This is a genomic window from Gardnerella sp. DNF00571G (assembly GCF_049262695.1).
Lineage (GTDB): Bacteria > Actinomycetota > Actinomycetes > Actinomycetales > Bifidobacteriaceae > Bifidobacterium > Bifidobacterium piotii.
Map to the genome: position 1 here is coordinate 235,186 of NZ_CP058396.1, position 21,559 is coordinate 256,744.

Below are 21,559 nucleotides of genomic sequence, written 5' to 3' on the forward strand. Positions count from 1 at the left end.
TACATAAATTGATTTCAAAGGAGAAACATTATGAATGCTATTGGTAAAGGTGTTATTGCTGGATGCGTCTCAATCGCAGCCGCACTATCGTTATGCGCATGCGGTTCTTCTGCAAATAATTCCGAATCTTCTACAGTATCTTTCCAAACTTGGAACCTTAAGAACGATACTTACACTCCATATTTTACAAAACTTATTAGTGAGTTTGAAAAAGAAAATCCTGGAGTAAAAGTCAAGTGGGTTGATCAGCCTGCAGAAAACTATGATTCAAAGTTATCTACGGATGCTGCAGCTGGTCAATTGCCAGATATTGTAAATGTTAACGAACAGCAAGCATACAATCTTGCAAAGTCTGGAGCGTTGCTGAATCTTAGTAAAGAAGCTGCAGGAATGGCCAAGGACTATTTGCCTCAGGTTTGGGATGGATCTAAATTCTCGGGCAATGGTATTGACGAAGGAGTCTACGGATTCCCATGGTACTTGAATATTGATGTTGCTTATTTGAACAAGGATGTTTTTGCTAACTGCGGTCTAGACATTAATAAGCCGCCAAAAACCTACAATGATTTATTTGATCAGGCAAATACGGTTAATGAAAAATGCGGTGGTAAGAGCTACATGATTGCTGTTCCATACGTATTCCCTTCGCAGTTTGAAGAGTATGGTGTTAACTTCTTGAGTAAAGACAGATCAAAGTTTACCTTTAACTCTAGCAAGGGTGTTGAGTATATTCAGCATTATGCAGATCTTTATAAGAAGGGTGCTATTCCTAAAGATGGAATGAACGCAAACATAATTAACGCAGAGAAACTATATTTCCAAGGAAACATAGCGTATATGCTTGATTCAACTTCTTCTGTTGCCGCATTTAAGGCAAATGCTCCGCAAGTCTATAAGCAACTTGATGTAGCACCATTGGCAACAAACAAGAAGAATACACTTAACCCAATGCTAATGGCAGTAAATTCTCAAACAAAGAATAAGAAAATGGCTTTGAAGCTCGCTAACTTCTTAACAAACAAGAAGAATCAAGTTGAGTTTTCTAAGAAGTCAAATACTTATCCTTCTGCAGCTGGCGCAATGGATGATCCATTCTTTAAGAGCATTGACGAATCTACTATAGAAGGCAAGGTTCTTAGAGTTGCTAAGGAAGAAATTGACAATGGTACTGTTGCAAACTTCCCACCAGAGATCTCCGATACTGACGGCGTAAACTATCTATCTCCTGAATTAACTCAGGCAATTCAAGGAGAAAAGGGAGTTAAAGAAGCGCTTGATAAAGCAGTTGCTGCACTAAACGACAGGTTAAAGTAATGATTTCTCCTATGAATAATCCACAAGCCGAGTCGGCAGTGAGTAGCAGCAATGCTGCTCCTGCCCCTCGGGGCATCTTCCGTAAAAAATTTAACGAAGATGGATGCATATCTTGGTTATTTGTTCTGCCAGCTTTAATCATACTTATATTGTTTTGCATCTATCCGTTTATAAACACTATCTTAAGATCTTTTACAAACGCTAGAATGCTTATACCTGGGCACAATGTTGGATTTGCAAATTACGTAAAACTATTTGGCGATAGTCGTTTTGTAACTGCTATTTTCAATTCTGCTTTATACACAGTATGCGTTGTGCCGTTTATGATTATTTTGCCTCTTATACTTGCTGCTTTAGTGAGTAAAGATTCAAAAATAATAGGATTCTTTAGAACAACCTACTACTTCCCAGTAGTGTTGTCTGCAGTGGTAATAGGGCTTATCTGGACTAACTTGCTCGATACAAGGGGATTAGTTAATTCCATTCTACAGATGATTCACGTAGTAACAGGGCCATTGCCATTCCTTACAGACAGATGGCTAACAATTTTTAGTGCAATGTTTGTAACAATATGGTTAGGTCTTGGATATTACATGATTATTTATTTAGCAGCTTTAGCTAACATAAATAAATCATTGTACGAAGCTGCCGATATAGACGGAGCTGGAATAATGCGCAAATTCTTCTGCATTACAGTACCAGGAGTTAGATCCACAATGACTCTAATAATGATGCTTTCGTCTGTAGCAGCATTCCGAGTGTTTAACGAGGTGTATGTAATTACTCGTGGTACAGGCGGAATAGGCGGAAAAGACATAACAATGACAATGCTGATTCAGCAAGAAGGAACAGGATTGAGTGCTCGTACTGGCTACGCTAGCGCAATAAGCGTTGTTCTGTTAATTATTGTTGGTTTTATAACAGTTATTCAGCAAATATTTGTTCACAGGGGTGCTGGAGATGAAAACTAATAACACTCATCGCGTTAGAATCGGAACGATAGTTCAATATTGCATTCTTGTATTAGTGTTCATATTGCTAGCTGGTCCATTGGTATGGGAAATTGCACTAGCATTTAAGGGCCCTAATGACAATGTTTTTGCAATGCCTCCGTATTTGATTCCGCATGATTTTACAGTGCAAAATTTTGTAAAAGCATTTAGAACAGTTCCTATACTTCACTATTTGTGCAATACCCTGATTGTTGTAGCAATGAATGTTTTGGGGAATATAATCGGATGCTCAATGGCTGGATATGCTTTTGGGTGCTTAAAGTTTAAGTTTAGTAAAATCGGTTATTTGCTTTTTGTTGCAGCAATCATCATGCCATGCGAAGGTATTCTTGTTTCTACATTCCTTCTAGTAAAAGGTATGGGATTAACGAATACTCTGTTTGGTTTGGCTTTGCCTGGTTTGATTGGCCCGTTAAACGTATTGCTTATGGTAAATGCGTTTAAATCTGTTCCGCAAGATTTACTAGAAGCTTCAAAAGTAGATGGAGCGAATGTTTGGCAAAGATTCGTGTATGTAGCATTGCCGCAGGTAAAAGGAACACTTACTGTTATTGGAATATTGTCGTTTGTTGGAAGCTACAACGACTTCTTGTGGCCATTGGTTGCATTAAGCGATGACGATAAATATACGCTTACTGTTGGCTTGAATCGTTTACAAGGAACGTTCTATACGGATCCTAGATTAGTTGCGGCTGGTGCAATAATATCGCTTGTTCCTATAGTTGTATTCTTTGCTTTATTCCAAAAGCATCTTTACAAAGGATTACAAGAAGGTGGGTTGAAAGGTTAAAATGAAAGTCTTATTTCTTCCATTAGACGAGCGACCTTGTAACTATAAGTTCCCAGAACTCTTAGCTAAAAGTAGTGATTTTGACCTTGTAAATGTGCCGTTGGAATTATTAGGCAATAAAAAACAGTCTGCAGATATTAATGGAATAGTTGATTTCTTGATGGATAATGCCAAAAAATGTGATATTGCTATAATATCTGCAGACATGCTTGTGTATGGGGGATTGGTTCCTTCAAGAGTACATAATTTACAAAGCGATTGTTTGCAAAGTCGCCTGCGCGTATTAGAAAAGCTCAAAAAAGTTAATCCAAATATGACTTTATTTGTTTTTTGCACTGTTATGCGCGCGCCTGCGTATAACAGCAGCGATGAGGAGCCTGATTATTACGCAGAATATGGTAGGAGTCTTTATTTAAGAGCATATCTGAGTGATAAAAAGATTAGATGCAATGATCTAACACAATCGCAGGAGAAAGAGTTAGAATCTTTTGATATCCCTCAATATGTTATTGATGATTATGAAAATCGTCGTGATAAAAATCTTGGTATTAATATATCAATTCTTGATTTAGTAGCAAATAATACTATTGATTATCTTATTTTTCCACAAGACGATTCTAGTCCATACGGATATACTGCAGTATCTCAAAGAAGACTTCAATCAGCTGTTTATTCTAAGAGGTTAAACAGTAGAGTTGCTATGTATCCTGGATCAGATGAAGTTGGCATGACTCTGCTTGCAAGAGCGTTCTGTAAATCGCATAGAATAAAGCCTGCTATAAGTGTTGAATATTCGTCTATATTAGGGCCAACAATAGTTCCTTCTTACGAAGATAGGCCTATGTTTGAAAGCCTAAAATCTCATGTTTTAGCTTGTGGAGCAAGGCTTTTAGAAAATTGGGAAGATAGCGATTTAGGTGATTTAAGCGGTTTAAGTGGACTAAACAACATTTGTTTAATGATTAATGCTCCTGGAAAAGTTATGCAAGAAGCAGAATTTTCTGTATCTAATCATGATGTAACGTATGACACGTATAGAAATTTAAATTATTTTACTAATCATATTTGCACGCTAGTTGAATCTGGTAAGAAAGTTGCATTATGTGATAGTGCGTATTCAAATGGTGGGGATTTGCAATTATTAACTTTGCTAGATGATAATAACGTTTTAGACAGAATTATTAGTTATGCGGGATGGAATACAAATTGCAATACTTTGGGAACAGTTTTATCTCAAGCAATTTTAGGCATTGATTCAAAAAGTATAAAGAAAAATATTGCATATAGAATAATCGAAGATGCGTTATATCAATCAAATATTCGATGGAATATAGCTAAGAGGATTGATAATTATGGTGGTAATTATTTTGATGTAAAGCCATGCGAAGCGTGGGCTAAGTGCGAAGCTAAAAACTTGTTGCAGAAAGAGTATAGCAAGTTGAATTTATCAAAAGCGCTTCCTTTGAAAATCAATAATGTAGATTTTCCATGGAAAAGGATGTTTGAAGTTAATTTTGATTTGTTGTGAGGCTTGTTGTGAGTTTATTGTGAGGCTTATTGTGAGGTAAAAATGTGTGATTTGTTAAAAGAAGATGAAAAGTCATACCTGATTTCGCAGACTGAAGAAGATGTTGAAAATCTGTGTAACGAATTGCATTTTGATGATTGCCTAACGCGCACAATAGTACAATCTTTTAAAAATATAGATATTTCTGTTTTGATGGATTGCATACAAGACCTTTTTAATGACGGGTTTAATCAAGAGCTAGCAGTTGCAAAATTGAATGAATATTGTGCTGATGATAGCGGAATGCGGATTCTTTCAATATTTATGGTATGCGTTCTTTTGGTGCGTAGAAGATATGAACAAGCTGGAATTAAAGATGAAGTCTTTTTAAGTACTTTTGGTTTTATTAAAAGATTTGTTAAGAAGATTCGTGTTGGCAAGTATCCTTTTGTTTTTAGTGAAGAATTTTGGTTTCCGCGTCTTCTTTCTATGAAAATATTTAGATTAGGTGAATTAGAATTTGAGTTTTGCAAAAGGCAAAATCTGGTAAGCGTACATATTCCGTCTAATGCAAAGTTAAGCATAGAAAATTTAACGATAAGTTTTATGTTGGCTAATGAGTTTATAGATAAGTACATTCCTGAGTTAAAGAATTGCACTTTTTATTGCATATCGTGGCTGCTTGATCCTGCTTTAGATAAGTTGCTACCAGAAAAGTCGAATATTCGAGTATTTAGATCTATGTTTCGAGTTTTTGGAATTGCATATTCTGACGACTATAAGCGTTGGGTTTTTGGAGAAAATTGCAAGATTTTTGGGCGTGGTGAAAATGGTGTAAATTGTGGCAAGGAAAACAATGTAGAAGCGTGTGGGGAAGTGCACATGGAAAGTGGCATGGAAAGTGGCAAGACGGAAACAAGTTTGCAAAAAAATATTAGGGAATATGTTGAAAATGGGGGAAGGATGGCGATTGGGTACGGAGTTTTAAAGAATGTTAGGTAGAAAATTTAACAGTGTTTGCTATTCGACACGCCAACGGGCGGCGGACTTGAATTTATAAATATTTCTGGTATAGTAGTTACTCGTGCTTCGGACTGGCATTAGTTAGCGAGAAAGCATTGCGGACATAGCTTAGTTGGTAAAGCGCAACCTTGCCAAGGTTGAGACCGCGGGTTCGAGTCCCGTTGTCCGCTCTAGGTCTGGTGAGTTATCGGCCTTGTGGTGGGTTAGCCAAGCGGTTAGGCAGCGGCCTGCAAAGCCGTATAGATGAGTTCGACTCTCGTACCCACCTCGATTGAGCGTGTTAGCTTAATAAACAACCTGGGCGGTTGGCGCAGTGGTAGCGCACTTCCCTGACACGGAAGGGGTCACAAGTTCGAACCTTGTATCGCCCACTCGAAAGGATTGCCTTTCACGCATAATTAAAAAAATTTTGGGTGATTGGCGCAGCGGCTAGCGCACTTCCTTCACACGGAAGGGGTCATAGGTTCGATTCCTATATCACCCACAATATGTTTGTTTTCGCGGTATTTTACCGCGTTTTTTTTTACTCATTTACGTTAGCGCGCTTAAACTGCGCGAACGACATTCTCTATTTGCTGTAACGCGCGAGCGAAATGCTTCATCCGCTGCGAAAAATCTCGAATCTCTACCTCATTTGGCGCAACCACGCGCGACTTGCTGTTCCGCACTTTGTACCATTTTTAGGTCAAATATGGTACAAAATGCGGAATTTTTTCCGGGTTTTGTACGTAATTTAGGTGGAATATGGTACAAAACCCGGAAAGGCAGGTCGTGTCGTGAGCGCGACCTAAGCGCGAATGCAGGTCGTCGCGCCCAGGCAGGTTAGCTGCAGAATTCAAAAAAGCGGGTAAGAAAAGGCCCAGAGCAATCGCTCCAGGCCTTTTCTTGCGGTTTATAGTTACTTAGCGCGTGCTAGCTAGTTGCGCTTCTTGCGGCGAGCTACAGCCCTTCCTGCAGCACCCATGCCAGCAAGCATCGCAGATGCAAGAGCGCTTAATGCAACACCAACGCCAGTATTGCCTAGAGCACCTTTATCTCGTCTAGATTCACTATTAGATCCACTATTGCTAGATTGGTTTCCATGATTATTGCCGCCATTGTGGCCGCTTACGTCATTTTTGTTGCCATTCTTGTTTGCGTTGTTGGTGTTGTTTGCGTTGTTGCCATTATTGATGTGACTTCCGCTTTCGTTTGTGCCACTATCGCTTTCGCCGCTATCGCTACCATCATCGCTGCTACCGCTACCATCATCGCTACCGCTACCGCTGCCTCCAGGCTGCGCAATCGTGCCTGTAACAGTGCTAGACGAGCCTCCAGCAGTGCTATCAGTGCTATTCTTTGCAACAGCGGTGATCGTGCTTCCGTCTTTAACGTTTGCAGCTGGAATCGTAACAACGCCAGTATTTGGATCAACAGTTACGCCGTTAGGAGCAGTGCCGTCAATCTTCCACACGCGCATATCGCCCTCGGCGATAACGGTGATTGTAACAGTTTGCGGCGTGCTTCCGTCGCCTTCAGGCGTATACGTAATAACAACCTTATCTATGCGCGTATCCGTAAGATTTGGTGTTATTGTGGCGCTTCCGTCTGCAGGCGTGTCTATGCGTGGAACGGCAATATCTCCGCCAACCGTTACTTCAACAGTGTTTCCAGTCTTTGCAAAATCACCTTCGCCGTTTGTAGGAGTAAGGTTTACAATCGTGCCAGGCGTTTGCTTGTTGATAGTAATAGTGAAGTTGCCATCTTTATCTGCTTTACCGGTTCCGATTTGCTTTCCATCTTTGTCGGTAACAGTAATAGTTGCGCCTGGAACATCGGTTTTGCCAGTAATCTTTTGACTTCCATGGCTTCCGCCCTGATCTCCACCGCTTTCGCTACCGCTGCCGCTTGGCTCGTCTGCTATAGACTGTTCGGTAATCTGCGGAGTCTTAAAGCCAGTTGTTTTCTCCGCTTTATCCGAAGAGTGGTCATCCTTATCCTTAGCAACAGCAGTAATCGTGCTGCCGTCTTCCAAGTCTTGAGCTGGAATCGTAACTTCGCCGGTAGCTTCATCAACCTTTACGCCGCTAGGAGCAGGGCCGTCAATCTTCCACTTGTTGTCGGTATCACCTTTCTTAACAACAATCGTGCGAACTGGCTTTTCTGGGCCGTTAAGAGGATTTGGCTTAGCAGTAATCACAATCGTAACAACTGTTGCGTTGTCATCTTTTGTAGGCGTTACTGTTACGTTTCCGTCTCCTGTCTTTCCGTCTTCATTTTCCGAAGGAACGGTGATTGTAGGAGCTTTTGGCTTTGCAATAACTGCTACTTCTACTGGAGTGCCACTCTCGTCACCCTTGCTTGGAACAAGCTTGAGTGTTGTTCCAGGATCCCTCTTATCGATTTCGATAGTGAAGTTGCCTTTTTCATCGGCTGTTACTGGAATACCAACAGTGCTTTCGCCTTCTTTGACAGTTACTGTGTTTCCTGGCTGAGTTTTACCCGTAATAGTGGTCTTACCAGGCTTATCTGGCGTATTCTTTGCGCTACCATCGTTAATGAATGGCTTGTCTGTAACGTTTACTGTTACTTTGACTTTTACTGGTTCTTTTAGGCCTGGAATAGTTACCACGACGGTGCCAGTTTGCGCACCAGTAGTAGATGTTGATGGCTTACCAGTTTCATTGCCGCCGTCTTTCTTCCACTCGAACTGTGTTCCTTGTGGGAAGTCACCATTGTTGTCAATCATGTCTTTTGGCTCAGGCACATTGCCATTTTGTGGCACGTTCACCGTCTTGCCTTTTGGATTTGGCACAACAAGCACGTTTACAGGCACATCTACAGGAGTCATTCCTGGAACCGTAATAGTCACAACGCTTGGCTGGTTGCCAACGTGTGACGTGTCTGGCTTGCCAGTTTCGTTGCCGCTGCCGTCTTTCTTCCACTCGAAAGTTGCTCCATTTAATTTATCTTTATTGGAGATTAAGTCACCTGCCTGAGGAGTATTGTCCTTGCCGCCAGTTTTTTGCAACACAGTTACGTTATTTACTTCAGGTGCTGGTATAACGTTTACCTTGACTTCAACGGTCTGAGGGGCTTGCCCTGGAACAGTTACCACAACAGTGCCAGTTTTTCCAGTGCCAGTTTTAGACGTGTCTGGCTTACCAGACTTTCCGTCTTGGTCCTTGCTCCACTCGAACTTAGTGCCATCTGGGAAATCACCATTATTGGCAATGCTGTTCTTAGGATCTGGATCGCTGTTCTGTGCGACGGTGGTAACTTTGTCATTAGGCTTAGGAGTTACGTTCACAGTAACTTCTACATCAGCAGAAGTTCCAGGCTTGCCATTTACGCCTGGAATAGTGACAGTTATTACGCCTTTCTTGTCTTTGCTAGACTCGTCTGTTTTTGGCTTAGTCTTCCACTTGAACGTAGTATCCTTAGGGAACTTATTCTTATCGGTAGAATCCTTAATAACATCCTTAGCTTCTGGAAGTGTGCCATTTAGTGGAACGTTCACAACATTCGCTTCTGGCTTTGGCAAAACGTTCACTGTTACAGGCACCTCTACAGGAGATTGACCTGGGAGGGTAACAATAATCTTGCCATTCTTTGCGCCAGGATTGTTAGTATCCGGTTTATCTTCAGGCTTCCATGTAAAGGTAGTTCCGCTAGGATACTTATTCGTATCGTTGGAATCCTTAATAACATCCTTAGCGTCTGGCAAATCCGTGCCTTGTGGAACGTTGACTTCAGATGCACTTGGCTCAACAACGTTAACCTTTACTGTCACTTCTTGAGACTTTTGCCCTGGAACTGTTACAACAACAGTGCCTTGCGTGTTTCCAGCTGTCTTGGTGTCTGGCTTGTCAGTTTCATTGCCGTTCTCTTTCTTCCACTCAAACTGCGTGTCATCAGGGAACTTATCCTTATTGGAAATCATGTCTTCTGGCTTAGGTTCAACACCCTTTGGCACAGTCACACCAGTTTTCGCTTCTGGCTTTGGAGCCTTAATAATTACAGGCACGTTGATCACAGTTGTTGATCCATCCGGATACTTAACCGTTACAGGCACTTCAAACTTGCCAGCCTTATCTCCATTAGGGATCTTCTTAGCATCTTCATTGCTAATAGAGTAAGTTGGCTTTGGCGTTTCATTTTCTGGCCAAGTAGGAATCGTAACCTTACTTGTAATTTCGTTATCGTTAGGCTTTCCGTCGTTGATATTCCTTTCAAGTGGTTCAGCTTGTGGAGTATGCGTATTCGCATCCGCATCCTTAACAACCACATGAACATTTACAGTGTCGGTCGTACCATCTGGGTATTTAACAGTAACCGGCACATCGCTTTCACCTGTAGTATTCGTATCTGGAAGCGTTGCTCCAGTTTCCACAGTCTTAGTCGGCTGCTCTTTGCCAGTGTCAGATGGATAATTAGGCACACTTACTTGACCGGTAATATCGTCATTGCTAATCGTTTCTCCGTGCTTCTTCGTAAGAGTTTTAGCGGTTGGTTCGTAAGAGTCGGAATCCTTATTCAAGATTGTAACGTTTACGTCCACATCTTCGCTTGTGCCGTCCGGATAAGTTACTGTTATAGGTACTGTGTAAGCTCCAGGCTCTGAGTTTCCTCCTGGAATCTTCTTAGTGTCCTTGACTTTGTAAGAGATTTTAGTTGCATCTCCAACAAAGTGTGGAACCGTAACCTTATCAGTAATATCCTTCTCGCTAATAGTTGAGCCGTAAGGCTTTTCTAGCGTAGAAGACGTTGGCGTGTAAATATCCTTGTCAGTATCCCTAACTACCACTGGAACTTCAAGAACAACTTCTGACCCATCTGGGTATGTGACCTTAACAGGAACATTAGTTGTGCCAGTCTTAGTCATATCAGGCAAGTTGTTTTTGTTTACAAGCTCTACTTTTGTTTTGCTCTTATCCGGGGTCTTGCCATCAACTGTAGAAGTCTTTACAGCACCAGTGATATCCGCAGCAGTAATCTTATCCCTACGGTTTTTCTTAACTTCGTTTGCGCTTGGTGCGTAAGTCTTGGTATCAGGATCTCCAGTAGTAACTTTTACTGTAACGCGAGATTTGGAGCCATCAGGATACTCAATATTAACGTTAATATTTACGTCGCCAGGAGTTGTACCATTTGGAATATCGTTAGCATTTTCAACAGTTACGGTTGGTTTAGGCTTACTACTGTCAAAAGTAACGTGATTATTTACTTCATCTTTATTAGATTTTTCGCCATACTTCTTCGTTATATCAGTAACAGTTGGCTTATTTGTTTCGCTTTGTGGTTCGCCAATTGTTACCTTAACAACTGTATGATCTTCTGAACCATCCTTATATGTAATGGTTACAGGAATACTGAAATCGCCAGATTTGGTTCCGTCTGGAATGTTACTTGGGTTGTCAATAGCAATATGAGCACCATAAGGAAGTGCTATATCTTTACCCTGCTTATCTTTACCAAAACTAATGCCATTACCGTTTCCAACACCAGTAATTTTACCGGATATGTTGTCAGTCTTTGGCTTCGAGTTGTAAGCAAATGTAAGCGTATTGCCTTGTGGGTTGTAGCTCTTGCTCTGCGGCTCGCCAATCTTAACTTTTACTGTGGCGTATCCAACAGAGTTATCGCTATACGTTATCTTTACAGGAACTTCGTATGTGCCAGGCTCAGTTCCTCTAGGAATCTTGGTTTTGTCGGAAATCTCAATTGTTGTATTTCCTGTAGGAACTTTGTTATTAGGCCAAGATATTCCGCCGCCTTTAGAAGTGCTTGTTATAGATTTCTCTATATCGTCTTTCGTAGAGCCGTAAGACTTTTCTACAATGTTAGATGTTGGAATATGTGTTCTACTAAGAGCAGTATCAATAGTGACAGGAACTACAACTTCTGTTGTAGAACCATCTGGATAAGTAACAATTGCTGTAACCTTAGAGTTTCCAGAAGTTGTGCCATCTGGTAATTTTTCGCCAGTTTTTACAGAAACTACTGGTTTCTTAGTTGGGTCTTTGCTTGTATAGTCAGTTGTTATTGCATCTTGAATGTCTTTAACAGTTACTGCTGTATTAAATGGTTTTCGGACTTGCTTTGATGTGGCTTTGTGTTCCTCCGCGCTTGTATATACAGCAATCTGATATTACCAGCCTCGTCTGTTACAGTAACAGTACGGCTCCAATATTGGCTTGTTCCTTCGTTGGTTGGTGCTGTACCAGTTATATGAACAATAGCAGGGTTCTTAACACTGTGGTTGCCTGCATTGTCAACTGTTAAATTAGTATTAGTGATTCCGCAATCAGGTACATTGTTATCCAAGATTGCGCCGACTATTTTGCCAGTGTTGTCGTGAACTTTCAGTGTAAGATCAAACTTCTCACCGCGATGAACTTTCAGTAAGTAATGATCTTTGCTTCCATGTTTTGCTGTTCCTAAATCAGGCTTTTCAATAACAGGCTTAATTGTATCCGTAACAGTAAGCTTTGGTGAAACGTCTACGTGAGAACCGTCTGGGAACGTTATGCGAATTGTAGCAGTTGTATCTTTGCTAGGCTTATTCCAATCTGGTTCCTTAACCCAAGAATACGTTGTACCGGTTGGCAAATCTTTCTTGCTAGCTTCGGATATACCATCTTCAGCCTTTGGGTGATTATTATTGTTGCCATCTTCAGGAATGTTATGAGTTATATCCTTTGGAGTAATCTTGCCGAATTTATCTGCTTGATTGTGCACAATAAAGCGAATTGGGAAGTTCGTTTGATTTCCAGAGCCATCAACTGCTACAAGAGTCCTAGAGTACGCTCCGGCAGCCGTGCCATTCGGCACAGAGCCTGCGATCTTTATAGCTCGAGGATCTTTTTCAGAACCGACGCCTTGCTTTGTTGCAAAATCAGATGAAGTCATGCCGGTTATTAAACGATCAATCTTCAAATCTGTAACTTTGCCACTGTTGTCTGTTGCTGTTATTTTCAGTTCGCACTTGTCACCGTGGTACGTGTCAATCTTTGTGTAACTTGTTTTGCCTTCAGTAACCTTTTCGGTTACTTCAGTCCAAGTGTCACCAGGGCCTTTCTTGTACACCTTTATTACTGGTTTCACTGTATCTTGAACTGTTACAGCTACAGAAATCTCTTTAGGTTTTTCTCCAGGAATGGTGACTCTTACTGTGCCAGGATTTTCTTTACCAGTTGAGTCGGTCTTAGGTTTAGTAACCCAAGTGTATGTTGTTCCAGAAGGAACATTTTTGCTGTTTTCAAATATCTTCTTAGCGTCATCATTAGTAAGTTCATGACCTAAGTCAACGGTAATAGGATTTGCTTTTAGCTCGTAAGGTTGCTTAACTGTTAGCTTAACTTCCTTCTCAGTTTTGTTTCCAGCTGCATCAGTAACTGAGAACTTGAGTTTATGTTCTCCAACTTCACTTGCTTTCATGCCAAGTATCGTAATTTTTACTTTGCGATTTTTTGGATCATCTTGTTTGCCTTGGTATTCAATCTTCAAACGTGAAAAATCATTATTTACAAGTCCCGCTAATGGAGCTGCAATATTGAAGTCGTCAATTTTAATATCATCTGTTGCTTCAAGATTAAAGCTTAAGTTTTCTCCAACTTTTGCAGTTGCATCGTTTGCTGTAAGTGTTGGCTTTTGTCTATCTTCTGTAGCTTGGTGATTGTCACTTCTATCGGAAGATAAATTGAAGGTATTTGTATGTTTATCCTGATGATTGTTGTATGAACTGCTTGTAATCGCATACACATTTCCTGCAGGTATGCTATTAGCTACAGTAATAGTTGCCTTACCGTCTTTGATTTCGGTAGTAGAGCCAATTGCGTTATTGTTGGCATCGTATAATGTAACTTTGTTTGTGGCACCTGGTATAAACCCAGTGCCGACGTTTACTACTACTTTCTGGTTTTTAATTTTTGCTCGACCGTTCAAATCTGTTTCAATAACAGGTGTTTTCGGCTTAACGTTAAATGTTACAGTAGTATCTTTGTGGCTACCGTCTGTGTAATGCACTCTGACAGTGTTATTAAAGTTGCCAATTGTGCTGGAATTAGGTGTTCCGCCGTACCATTCTACTTTTTGCGGCTTAACTTTATTGTCAGAATTATTTTCGAGTGTTATGTAATCGCTTGGTTGTTTAAGTTTATCCCCAACGGTTACAGTATTCTCGCTTCCTTTTGGTGCGTGCTCAAAAGCAAGTGGCTTTTTAACTATTACAGGAATGTTCACTAGATGGTAGGATCCATCTGCATATATGATTTTTGATGCGACTTGCAGAGTGTTCTTAGAATGTTTGAAACGGCTTTCGGATAGATTTGTCTTTGGCAACTTCTTGTCAATAAAAGTTATTTCGCCATTTCCATCATTGTCTTTTATCTGCTTTATAAGCTCGTCTTTAGTAAGCTCATGCCCCCAATCAACAGTAAGTGGGGTAGCGGTTGGAGCCTTGTACTTCTGGTTCAGATTCTTAAGATGTACAGTGACTTTCTTTTCTGCTTTGTTGCCAGAAGCGTCGGTTGCAGAAACAGTAATCGTGTAGTCGGAGTTTACTGGCGTCTTGCCATCCTTGTGCTCAAACTTAACGTCTTTAATTTCGTGTTTGTAAGGCTTCTTTTCAGTCGCGTCAAAGCCGTCCTTATTACTCTCATTAAAGTTTGCGTTTATACCGTTAGGGAATCCACCTACGGAGAACTTCGTCACCTTTTCGCTATTGTCGGACGTGCTGAAAGTGAAGGTGTTGCTTTCGCCCTGATACACGGTAATGCTGTTGTTGTCCTTATCGCCAATTTCCTTGCCATTAAAATACAGCTTTGGAGGGATTTTATCGCTTTTTGTGCGAGGGAAGTTCTCGTCTTGTGTGCGACCAGAAATAAACGTGTAAGCAGAGTTAGTTGTTTTACCATAAGAGCTACTGTTTGCCCAAGTAAAAGCGTTTTGAATGTCGTCTATGGTTGCGTCTTGGCGCAGCTTCAACTTGCAGTGCATGTGAACAGCATAATTTGCATTAGTAGTTCTTAAGCCAATGCCGTAGCTTTTTCCTGAATATGGTCCATAAAGTTTTACTGCTTTTTCAATAACAGGATCCACTTTTCCGTTATTTGATCTAGCGTTATTGTGGAATGTTTCACTTAAGTCGCGATTGTAGCTGTTTCCTCCTCTTATGCCTAATGTGTATAAGTATGTTGAGCCTGCGTGATCTTTACCATTGTTTAAGAAATTAACGTTAAAAGATTTGCTATCGTCTTTGCTGAACAATTTAATATCACGCGAAAGCATCGCGTTTGTTGCTTGAGGAGAATTATTGTTTCGTTGATAGAAGTCGAAGCTCAAATCGCTGATAGTATCGTTTTTATATCCTCCATTGTTTAAGTCTGCAACTGTAAAAGGAATCTGCCACACGTATTGATGCTGGCTAGAATGAGTGAGACCATTGATTTGCCGTCGTTGTTGAAGAACACATCGAAGACTAAATACTTAGCACCGTTGTTTTCTTCAACGTGTGCATACATATCCGATTTCTTGGTGGTGTTATCGTAATCACCCAAATCGGCTGTTGAGCCAGTTTTTCCATTGCTGTTAACAAAACGATACCTTTGGAACTCAAGAATGTTTGGCGTATGTAGCCAAGGAGTATTTTTTGCATCACTCACTTGAGATGCAAAAGCCGCTGTAGTTGGAGGAAGAAGAATATTAGAGGATGCGAGGATTGGCTGACCGCCCAAGCAAGTGGCGGCAGTAAGAACTGTTGTAAGTGCGCTAAGTGACAGTTTGCGTGCGGTTGATGCACTAAAATTGGCGCTTACATTTGCAAATGAGCGATACTCTTGATTGCGAGCGTGCTTTTGACGAGTGCTCTTTACCATAATAATCCCCGTTCTTTTTGTGTTCTTCTTTTATTCGTCCGCTTTATGGAGCATGCGATGCATTGCGATTGCTAATTTGTGCTTAACATGCATGCATTCAAGCTTTGCTCAATTACATGAACAGATAAATATTCATCAATTCAAGATATTATATCGTATTTTTGTTTTTTGAGTGAAATTTTTTAAGCGTGACGTTGTCTATAAGTGTAAAATTTACTGATGGGGGGGGGGGGTATTTGACGCATATTATGTTGATATAACGATATATAGAGGATTTTATTATAAATTTTTAACCTTTTATGAAAATTTATTCATATGTTATTTTGGCGTGTTGCACAACTAAGCGATTATACGCGGCGGGCAATAGTATAAATAAGGAGCAAAACGCGCGCGAATGGCAAGCAGAATAGATAGAACAGCTGTTGCGCAGCAAAAATCACATATAGCCAATAGGAGTGATTATGAACACCACTAATAATGATGAAAACAAAGCCGTAATCACCGTAGTGGGCAAAGATGCTGTAGGAATCATAGCAAAAGTTACGACTCATTTAGCAAATAGCAAGGCGAATATTTTAGATATATCTCAAACAATCGTCAACGGATTCTTTAACATGATGATGATTGTAGACGTAAACGAAATAAGCGTAGAATTTGGCGAGCTGGCCGAAGAATTGGCAAAGCTGGGCGAAGGAATTGGCGTTAGTATACACTGCCAGCGCGCGGAAATCTTTACAAACATGCACAGAATCTAGGGATTAGTAGGAGAAGCCCATGCTAAACATTATGGAAGTGAGCGAAACAAACTCCATGATCGAGCAAGAAAAGCTCGACGTTAGAACCATAACAATGGGAATAAATCTGCTAGACTGCGCAGACGCAAGTGTGCAAAAAGTGTGCGAAAACGTGTACAACAAGATTACGCGCCTTGCAAAAGACTTAGTCAGCACGGGCTGCGCGATTGAGCGCGACTACGGAATCCCGATTGTAAACAAGCGCATAACCGTAACGCCAATAAGCCTAGTTGGAGCAGCAGCGTGCAAAAGCCCAGACGACTTTGTGCAAATCGCGCACGCGCTAGACAAAGCAGCAAAAAAAGTTGGAGTAGATTTGATTGGCGGCTACTCCGCTCTGCCTGCAAAATCCATGACAGCTGCCGATCGCATGCTTATAGAATCGCTGCCAAAAGCCTTGATCGAGACGGATATTGTGTGCTCGAGCGCAAACGTGGGGTCTACGCGAACTGGAATCGACATGGATTGCGTTCAGTTGCTTGGGCGAGTAGTCAAGCAAATCGCGCGCGCGACTGCAGACCGTGATTCGTACGGATGCGTAAAGTTTGTGGCATTTTGCAACGCTCCAGACGATAACCCGTTTATGGCTGGCGGATTCCACGGTGTAACTGAGGGAGACGCTGTAATAAACGTTGGCGTATCGGGGCCAGGCGTGGTTTCGCGCGCGCTAGACGAGGCACGTGGCAAGGATTTTGCGTTCTTGTGCGAGACGATTAAGCGCACAGCTTTTAAGATTACGCGAGTCGGTCAGCTTGTTGCGCAAGAGGCATCTAGAAGGCTTGGTATGCCGTTTGGAATAATCGACTTGTCGCTTGCGCCAACGCCAGCCGTGGGAGATTCCGTAGGCGAAGTCTTAGAGAAAATCGGGCTTTCTACTGTTGGCGCTCCTGGCACAACAGCCGCTCTTGCAATGCTTAACGATCAAGTTAAAAAGGGCGGAATAATGGCCAGCAGCTACGTTGGTGGGCTTTCTGGCGCGTTTATACCTGTTTCGGAAGATGCAAACATGATTGCTGCTGCAAAGTCTGGATGCCTTAGAATAGAAAAGCTAGAAGCAATGACGTGCGTATGCTCCGTAGGCCTAGATATGATTGCGATTCCTGGAAGCACAACTGCTGCAACAATATCTGGAATGATTGCGGATGAAGCAGCAATCGGCATGATAAACCAAAAAACAACTGCTGTGCGCATAATACCTGTGGAAGGCAAAAGCGTTGGGCAAATGGCTAATTTTGGCGGTTTAATGGGGTACGCTCCGATTATGCCAGTAAATACCGCAAGCTGCGAGGAGTTTGTTTCGCGCGGCGGAAGAATTCCAGCGCCTGTTCATAGCTTTAAGAATTAGGCGAGTTAATCGTAAGTTAAATTGTGATTTGATTGCGGCTTGAATTAATACTTAATCACGCTTAAATCACGAATTAATGGAATTTTACGAAAGGATTTATGATGGAAAAGACTACGCCACTAAGCGGCGAAATGCTTGCTAGCGCGCTAAAAAAGATAGGCGAATCAAGCAATCGCGTTGCTGTAGTAGGCTCCATGAACGCAGACTACACAATAGTCGCAGATCGTCTCCCAAATCCTGGAGAAACTGTAAACGGAAGTGATTTGCGCGTTCTTCCAGGCGGAAAATCGGGGAATCAGGCCGTTTCTGCAGCAAAAATAGGTGCAAACGTGCAAATGTTTGGCGCGGTAGGCAGCGACGAAAATGCAAAATTCCTATTAAACACGCTAGAATCTGCAGGAGTAGACACGTCTAGAATTTTGCGTGTAGAAGGCGTAAAAAGTGGCGCAACAGTAATAACAGTAGACGCAAAAGGCGGCGAAAACACAATCGTTTACGCTCCAGGGTCTAATGCAAAAGTGAGCGTTGAATACATTAATCAAAACGATGTTAAGCAAGCAATTTGCGGCGCAAGCGTTTTAGGACTTTGCCTAGAAAGCCCAATGGAAACCGTAACGGCGGCGGCAAAAATTGCGCGTGCGGCTGGCGTAAAAGTTTTGCTAAATAATTCGCCTTTTGTAAGCGAGCTGCCACGTGAATTGATTGAAAACGCAAGCATACTTCTTGTAAACGAGCACGAGATGGCGCAATTGCTTAAAATTAGCGAGCCAGAAGACGGAAATTGGGACGATTTTGACTGGCACGATGCTGCGCGCATTATGCACGAGTATGGTTTTGATGAGGCAGTTGTAACGCTTGGTGCAGAAGGCTCGGTTGTTTTAGACTACGCTGCGCAAGATGGCAAGAAGGCTGTGCGAATTTGCCCTCAACGCGTTAAAGCAGTAGATACAACGGGTTGCGGAGACGCGTTTATGGGAACTGTTTTAGCAGGACTTGCCGCTGGCTTTAGTCTGGATCAAAGCGCGCAAGTTGCAACTTACGTTTCGGCGTATGCAGCAATGGGATTTGGAGCGCAAAGCTCGTACGGCAATGCGCAGCAGGTTGTTTGCGCGTTTGAATAGTGGCGCTGTATGCTGCTAGACTAGTCGCGTATGCGTTTTTACTGATTTTGCAAACGGGAAGGCAAATATGTCAACAATTCTTGAAGGCACTCCAAAAAAGCAAATGATGCTTGTAACGGGTAGAGCGTATCCACAACTTGCGGAAGAAACCGCCAACTACCTTGGAATAGACGTGCTGGAAACAACTGCCTACGATTTTGCAAACGGGGAGATGTATGTGCGCTTTACGCAGCCAGTTAGAGGCGCAGACGTTTTTGTTTTGCAAGCGCACACAGATCCAATCAACAATTGGATTATGGAACAGCTGCTTATGGTGGATTCTTTAAGACGAGCATCCGCGCGTAGCATAAACGTTGTTGCGCCTTTCTTTGGGTATTCGCGTCAAGACAAAAAGCATCAAGGCCGCGAGCCAATTACAGCGCGACTTATGTTTGACTTGTTCCGATCTGCTGGAGCTACTCGTATTTTGACTGTAGATATGCATGCGGCTCAAGAGCAGGGATTCTTCGACGGGCCTGTGGACCACTTAACGGCTATGCCAGTGCTTATTGACTACGTTCGCAACACAATGAGCCTAGAAAACACTACGATTGTTTCGCCAGATGCAGGGCGAATTAAGGTTTCGGAGCAATGGGCTGCAAAGCTTGGCGGATTGCCATTAGCGTTTATTCACAAAACGCGCGATATAACAAGGCCAAATCACGCGGAAGCGCATGGAATTATTGGAGACATTCAAGGCCGCGATTGCATTGTTGTAGACGATATGATCGATACGGCTGGCACGATTTGCGAAGCTGTGCGCACTCTTAAAGGAGCGGGCGCGAAATCCGTTACTTTGGTTGCAACTCATGCGCTGCTATCTGGCCCTGCAGTAGAGCGACTTAAGAGTTGCGGCGCGCGCGAAATCATTTTAACGGATACTGTTCCTGTTCCAGAAGAAAAGCGCTTAGAAAACATGACGGTTCTTTCGATTGCGCCTCTTTTGGCTGCTGGAATTAGGTCCGTGTTTAGGTCTGGATCGCTTGTTTCGCTTAGAAACGCGCTTCCAGAAGACATGAAGCATAGGAATATTTACGCTCATTAGTGTGGTTGATTAGCTGCGCGGCGGTGAGTCGCAAGCATGATGTAGACTTAGTAGGTTGTTCGTGAAATTAAATATTCAAAAATATTGCGTGAGAATTTGCGTAATAATGCGTAATAAGTTTGATTTACGAACGATTTTGCAAACACACTCCTGCTGTGGAAAGCCCGCAGCCGAATAGTCCGAAGGAGGTGGGTGATGTCTGCACATAAGTATGAACTGATGTTCATTGCCGATCCAGAGCTTGACGAGCGCGGTCTTAAGAAGTTGACCGAGCAGTATCTTGAGCTTGTCACCAAAGAGGGCGGTTCCGTTGATGGTACCGACTATTGGGGTCGCCGTAAGCTTGCTTACGAGATTGATGGCAAGAACGAAGGTAACTACGTTGTAGTGAATTACACTGCCGAGCCAGCTCTTAGTGACGAGCTTGACCGTGTTTTGAACCTTAACGAATCTGTAGTCCGCACGAAGATTCTTCGCAAGGACGCAAAGTAAAGCAAAGTAAAGCAAAGTAAAGTCAAGATTTGAAAATAGTCAAAATTATTTTGGATTTGCTCTAATTGTTCCAAGTCTTACTAAATTGTTCCAAGTCTTAATAGAAAAGAGGCTACGATGGCTGGAGAAACTGTTATAACGGTGATTGGTAATTTGGCTAAAGAGCCAGAGACTGCTACCAGTTCTAACGGTAGTGTTAGAACGTCTTTTACGATTGTTTCTAATTCCTCTACTTTTGACAGAAGAACAAACAGCTACGTTAATGGCACGCCATTATCGCTTAGATGCGTTGCTTGGGGTGACTTAGCTGAGCATTGCGCGCAAACGCTTACAAAGGGAATGCGCGTTATTGTTCAAGGTAGGTTGCGTGCAAACAACTACGTTGATAAAAACAGCAACGAAAAACGATACAGCATTGATTTGATGATTGATGAGATTGGGCCATCCTTGCGTTTTGCAACCGCTCAGGTTAATCGTTTGAGCTCGAAGGGCGGTTTTGCTGGGAACAATGGCGGATTCAATCAGGGCGCTGGTGCTGGAGCTGGTATGAATGCTGGTGGATACACTGGCGGTTATGCTGGCGGCGCGAATTATGCGAATAATGCGGCTGCTGGTGCTGGAATGAATGCGCAAAATGGCGCTAATCAGGGCGTAAACGTTGAAGACCCGTGGAGTGCTTCTGCTCCATCAAACGGCGGATTTGCAACGTTTGGAGCTAGCTCCGATTTTGGTGGATCAGACGAAGAGCCAGAGTTCTAGTTTTTCTAGTTTTTCTAGTTTTATGCGCGCGCTAATGGCGTCTAGCCGCCGCTGCTTTAGGGCAGATAGTTTAGCGAATATGACTTATTGCTTGTAAAACTAATGCTGGTAAAAATCTAAATACGACTTTACAATTAAAAACATCAGTTTAGCGTATAAACAAAAACAAAAGTTTAACGCATTTAAGAGAGGACATCCTATGTCACGTAAGAGGCCGCAACCACCGGTCAAGCCTTTTAAGAAGAAGCCAAATCCTTTGAAGGCTGCCAAGATTACTGAAATTGATTACAAGGACGTTGCTTTGTTGCGTAAGTTCGTTTCGGACCGCGGCAAGATTCGTTCCCGTCGTATTACTGGTGTAACCGTACAGGAACAGCGCAAGATCGCGAAGGCCGTTAAGAACGCTCGCGAGATGGCTTTGCTCCCATACGCCACCACTGGTCGCTGATTGAGAGGATAA

12 protein-coding genes, 4 tRNA genes and 1 pseudogene are annotated in these 21,559 nt (G+C 42.2%); 16 read left to right on the plus strand and 1 reads right to left on the minus strand.

What is annotated here, in order from left to right; translation table 11 throughout:
- Positions 1-30 precede the first annotated feature (30 nt).
- The 9 genes from HXT30_RS01065 (at position 31) to HXT30_RS01105 (ending at position 6,131) form a co-directional block, all read left to right on the plus strand.
- Positions 31-1,314 carry an ABC transporter substrate-binding protein gene (locus tag HXT30_RS01065; protein WP_016785565.1) on the plus strand — a complete coding sequence of 428 codons (1,284 nt, stop codon included), beginning with the start codon at positions 31-33 and terminating at the stop codon, positions 1,312-1,314.
- On the plus strand, positions 1,314-2,285 hold the full coding sequence (locus HXT30_RS01070) for a carbohydrate ABC transporter permease (protein WP_421778588.1): 972 nt from the start codon (positions 1,314-1,316) through the stop codon (positions 2,283-2,285). Before HXT30_RS01065 ends, HXT30_RS01070 begins: the two co-directional genes overlap by 1 nt.
- Entirely contained in the window at positions 2,275-3,117 is an 843-nt protein-coding gene (locus HXT30_RS01075; RefSeq protein ID WP_422111622.1) for a carbohydrate ABC transporter permease, read from the plus strand. The genes HXT30_RS01070 and HXT30_RS01075 overlap by 11 nt, the downstream gene beginning before the upstream one ends.
- Position 3,118: 1 nt before the next feature.
- On the plus strand, positions 3,119-4,645 hold the full coding sequence (locus HXT30_RS01080) for a DUF4127 family protein (RefSeq protein WP_016829315.1): 1,527 nt from the start codon (positions 3,119-3,121) through the stop codon (positions 4,643-4,645).
- A 42-nt stretch (positions 4,646-4,687) separates the two neighbouring features.
- Complete coding sequence (locus HXT30_RS01085; RefSeq protein WP_016829317.1) at positions 4,688-5,626, plus strand: acyltransferase domain-containing protein; 939 nt, start codon at positions 4,688-4,690, stop codon at positions 5,624-5,626.
- A gap of 118 nt (positions 5,627-5,744) precedes the next feature.
- Positions 5,745-5,817: transfer RNA gene (locus HXT30_RS01090), tRNA-Gly, on the plus strand.
- Between the two features lie 27 nt (positions 5,818-5,844).
- Positions 5,845-5,915, plus strand: a tRNA-Cys gene (locus HXT30_RS01095).
- A gap of 31 nt (positions 5,916-5,946) precedes the next feature.
- Positions 5,947-6,018, plus strand: a tRNA-Val gene (locus HXT30_RS01100).
- Positions 6,019-6,058: 40 nt separating this feature from the next.
- Positions 6,059-6,131 (plus strand) — tRNA-Val (locus HXT30_RS01105).
- A 432-nt stretch (positions 6,132-6,563) separates the two neighbouring features.
- On the opposite strand, the pseudogene HXT30_RS01110 reads toward HXT30_RS01105, so the two are convergent.
- Positions 6,564-15,504 (minus strand): annotated as a pseudogene (locus tag HXT30_RS01110) (Rib/alpha-like domain-containing protein).
- Positions 15,505-15,965: 461 nt separating this feature from the next.
- Between HXT30_RS01110 and HXT30_RS01115 the strand changes: the two are divergent.
- The 7 genes from HXT30_RS01115 (at position 15,966) to rpsR (ending at position 21,547) form a co-directional block, all read left to right on the plus strand.
- Positions 15,966-16,259 carry an ACT domain-containing protein gene (locus HXT30_RS01115; RefSeq protein ID WP_004131818.1) on the plus strand — a complete coding sequence of 98 codons (294 nt, stop codon included), beginning with the start codon at positions 15,966-15,968 and terminating at the stop codon, positions 16,257-16,259.
- Positions 16,260-16,278: 19 nt separating this feature from the next.
- A complete protein-coding gene (locus HXT30_RS01120; RefSeq protein ID WP_422111623.1) occupies positions 16,279-17,643 on the plus strand; it encodes a PFL family protein in 1,365 nt (454 codons plus the stop codon).
- A 98-nt stretch (positions 17,644-17,741) separates the two neighbouring features.
- Positions 17,742-18,764, plus strand: a complete 1,023-nt coding sequence (locus tag HXT30_RS01125; RefSeq protein ID WP_422111624.1) for a ribokinase — start codon at positions 17,742-17,744, stop codon at positions 18,762-18,764.
- Positions 18,765-18,831: 67 nt separating this feature from the next.
- Complete coding sequence (locus HXT30_RS01130) at positions 18,832-19,848, plus strand: ribose-phosphate diphosphokinase (RefSeq protein ID WP_016794614.1); 1,017 nt, start codon at positions 18,832-18,834, stop codon at positions 19,846-19,848.
- A gap of 195 nt (positions 19,849-20,043) precedes the next feature.
- Entirely contained in the window at positions 20,044-20,340 is a 297-nt protein-coding gene (rpsF, locus tag HXT30_RS01135; protein WP_004131822.1) for a 30S ribosomal protein S6, read from the plus strand.
- 117 nt (positions 20,341-20,457) lie between these two features.
- Positions 20,458-21,099, plus strand: a complete 642-nt coding sequence (ssb, locus tag HXT30_RS01140; protein ID WP_004131823.1) for a single-stranded DNA-binding protein — start codon at positions 20,458-20,460, stop codon at positions 21,097-21,099.
- 199 nt (positions 21,100-21,298) lie between these two features.
- The gene (gene rpsR / locus HXT30_RS01145; protein ID WP_004105399.1) at positions 21,299-21,547 is read left to right on the plus strand and encodes a 30S ribosomal protein S18; all 249 of its coding nucleotides are present in this window, start codon (positions 21,299-21,301) and stop codon (positions 21,545-21,547) included.
- The last annotated feature ends 12 nt before the right edge of the window (positions 21,548-21,559 follow it).

What these genes read in the sequence shown, in the direction of transcription:
- HXT30_RS01065 (WP_016785565.1), top strand. Translation starts at nt 31, where the DNA reads ATGAATGCTATTGGTAAAGGTGTTATTGCTGGATGCGTCTCAATCGCA.
- HXT30_RS01070 (WP_421778588.1), top strand. Translation starts at nt 1,314, where the DNA reads ATGATTTCTCCTATGAATAATCCACAAGCCGAGTCGGCAGTGAGTAGC.
- HXT30_RS01075 (WP_422111622.1), top strand. Translation starts at nt 2,275, where the DNA reads ATGAAAACTAATAACACTCATCGCGTTAGAATCGGAACGATAGTTCAA.
- HXT30_RS01080 (WP_016829315.1), top strand. Translation starts at nt 3,119, where the DNA reads ATGAAAGTCTTATTTCTTCCATTAGACGAGCGACCTTGTAACTATAAG.
- HXT30_RS01085 (WP_016829317.1), top strand. Translation starts at nt 4,688, where the DNA reads ATGTGTGATTTGTTAAAAGAAGATGAAAAGTCATACCTGATTTCGCAG.
- HXT30_RS01115 (WP_004131818.1), top strand. Translation starts at nt 15,966, where the DNA reads ATGAACACCACTAATAATGATGAAAACAAAGCCGTAATCACCGTAGTG.
- HXT30_RS01120 (WP_422111623.1), top strand. Translation starts at nt 16,279, where the DNA reads ATGCTAAACATTATGGAAGTGAGCGAAACAAACTCCATGATCGAGCAA.
- HXT30_RS01125 (WP_422111624.1), top strand. Translation starts at nt 17,742, where the DNA reads ATGATGGAAAAGACTACGCCACTAAGCGGCGAAATGCTTGCTAGCGCG.
- HXT30_RS01130 (WP_016794614.1), top strand. Translation starts at nt 18,832, where the DNA reads ATGTCAACAATTCTTGAAGGCACTCCAAAAAAGCAAATGATGCTTGTA.
- rpsF (WP_004131822.1), top strand. Translation starts at nt 20,044, where the DNA reads ATGTCTGCACATAAGTATGAACTGATGTTCATTGCCGATCCAGAGCTT.
- ssb (WP_004131823.1), top strand. Translation starts at nt 20,458, where the DNA reads ATGGCTGGAGAAACTGTTATAACGGTGATTGGTAATTTGGCTAAAGAG.
- rpsR (WP_004105399.1), top strand. Translation starts at nt 21,299, where the DNA reads ATGTCACGTAAGAGGCCGCAACCACCGGTCAAGCCTTTTAAGAAGAAG.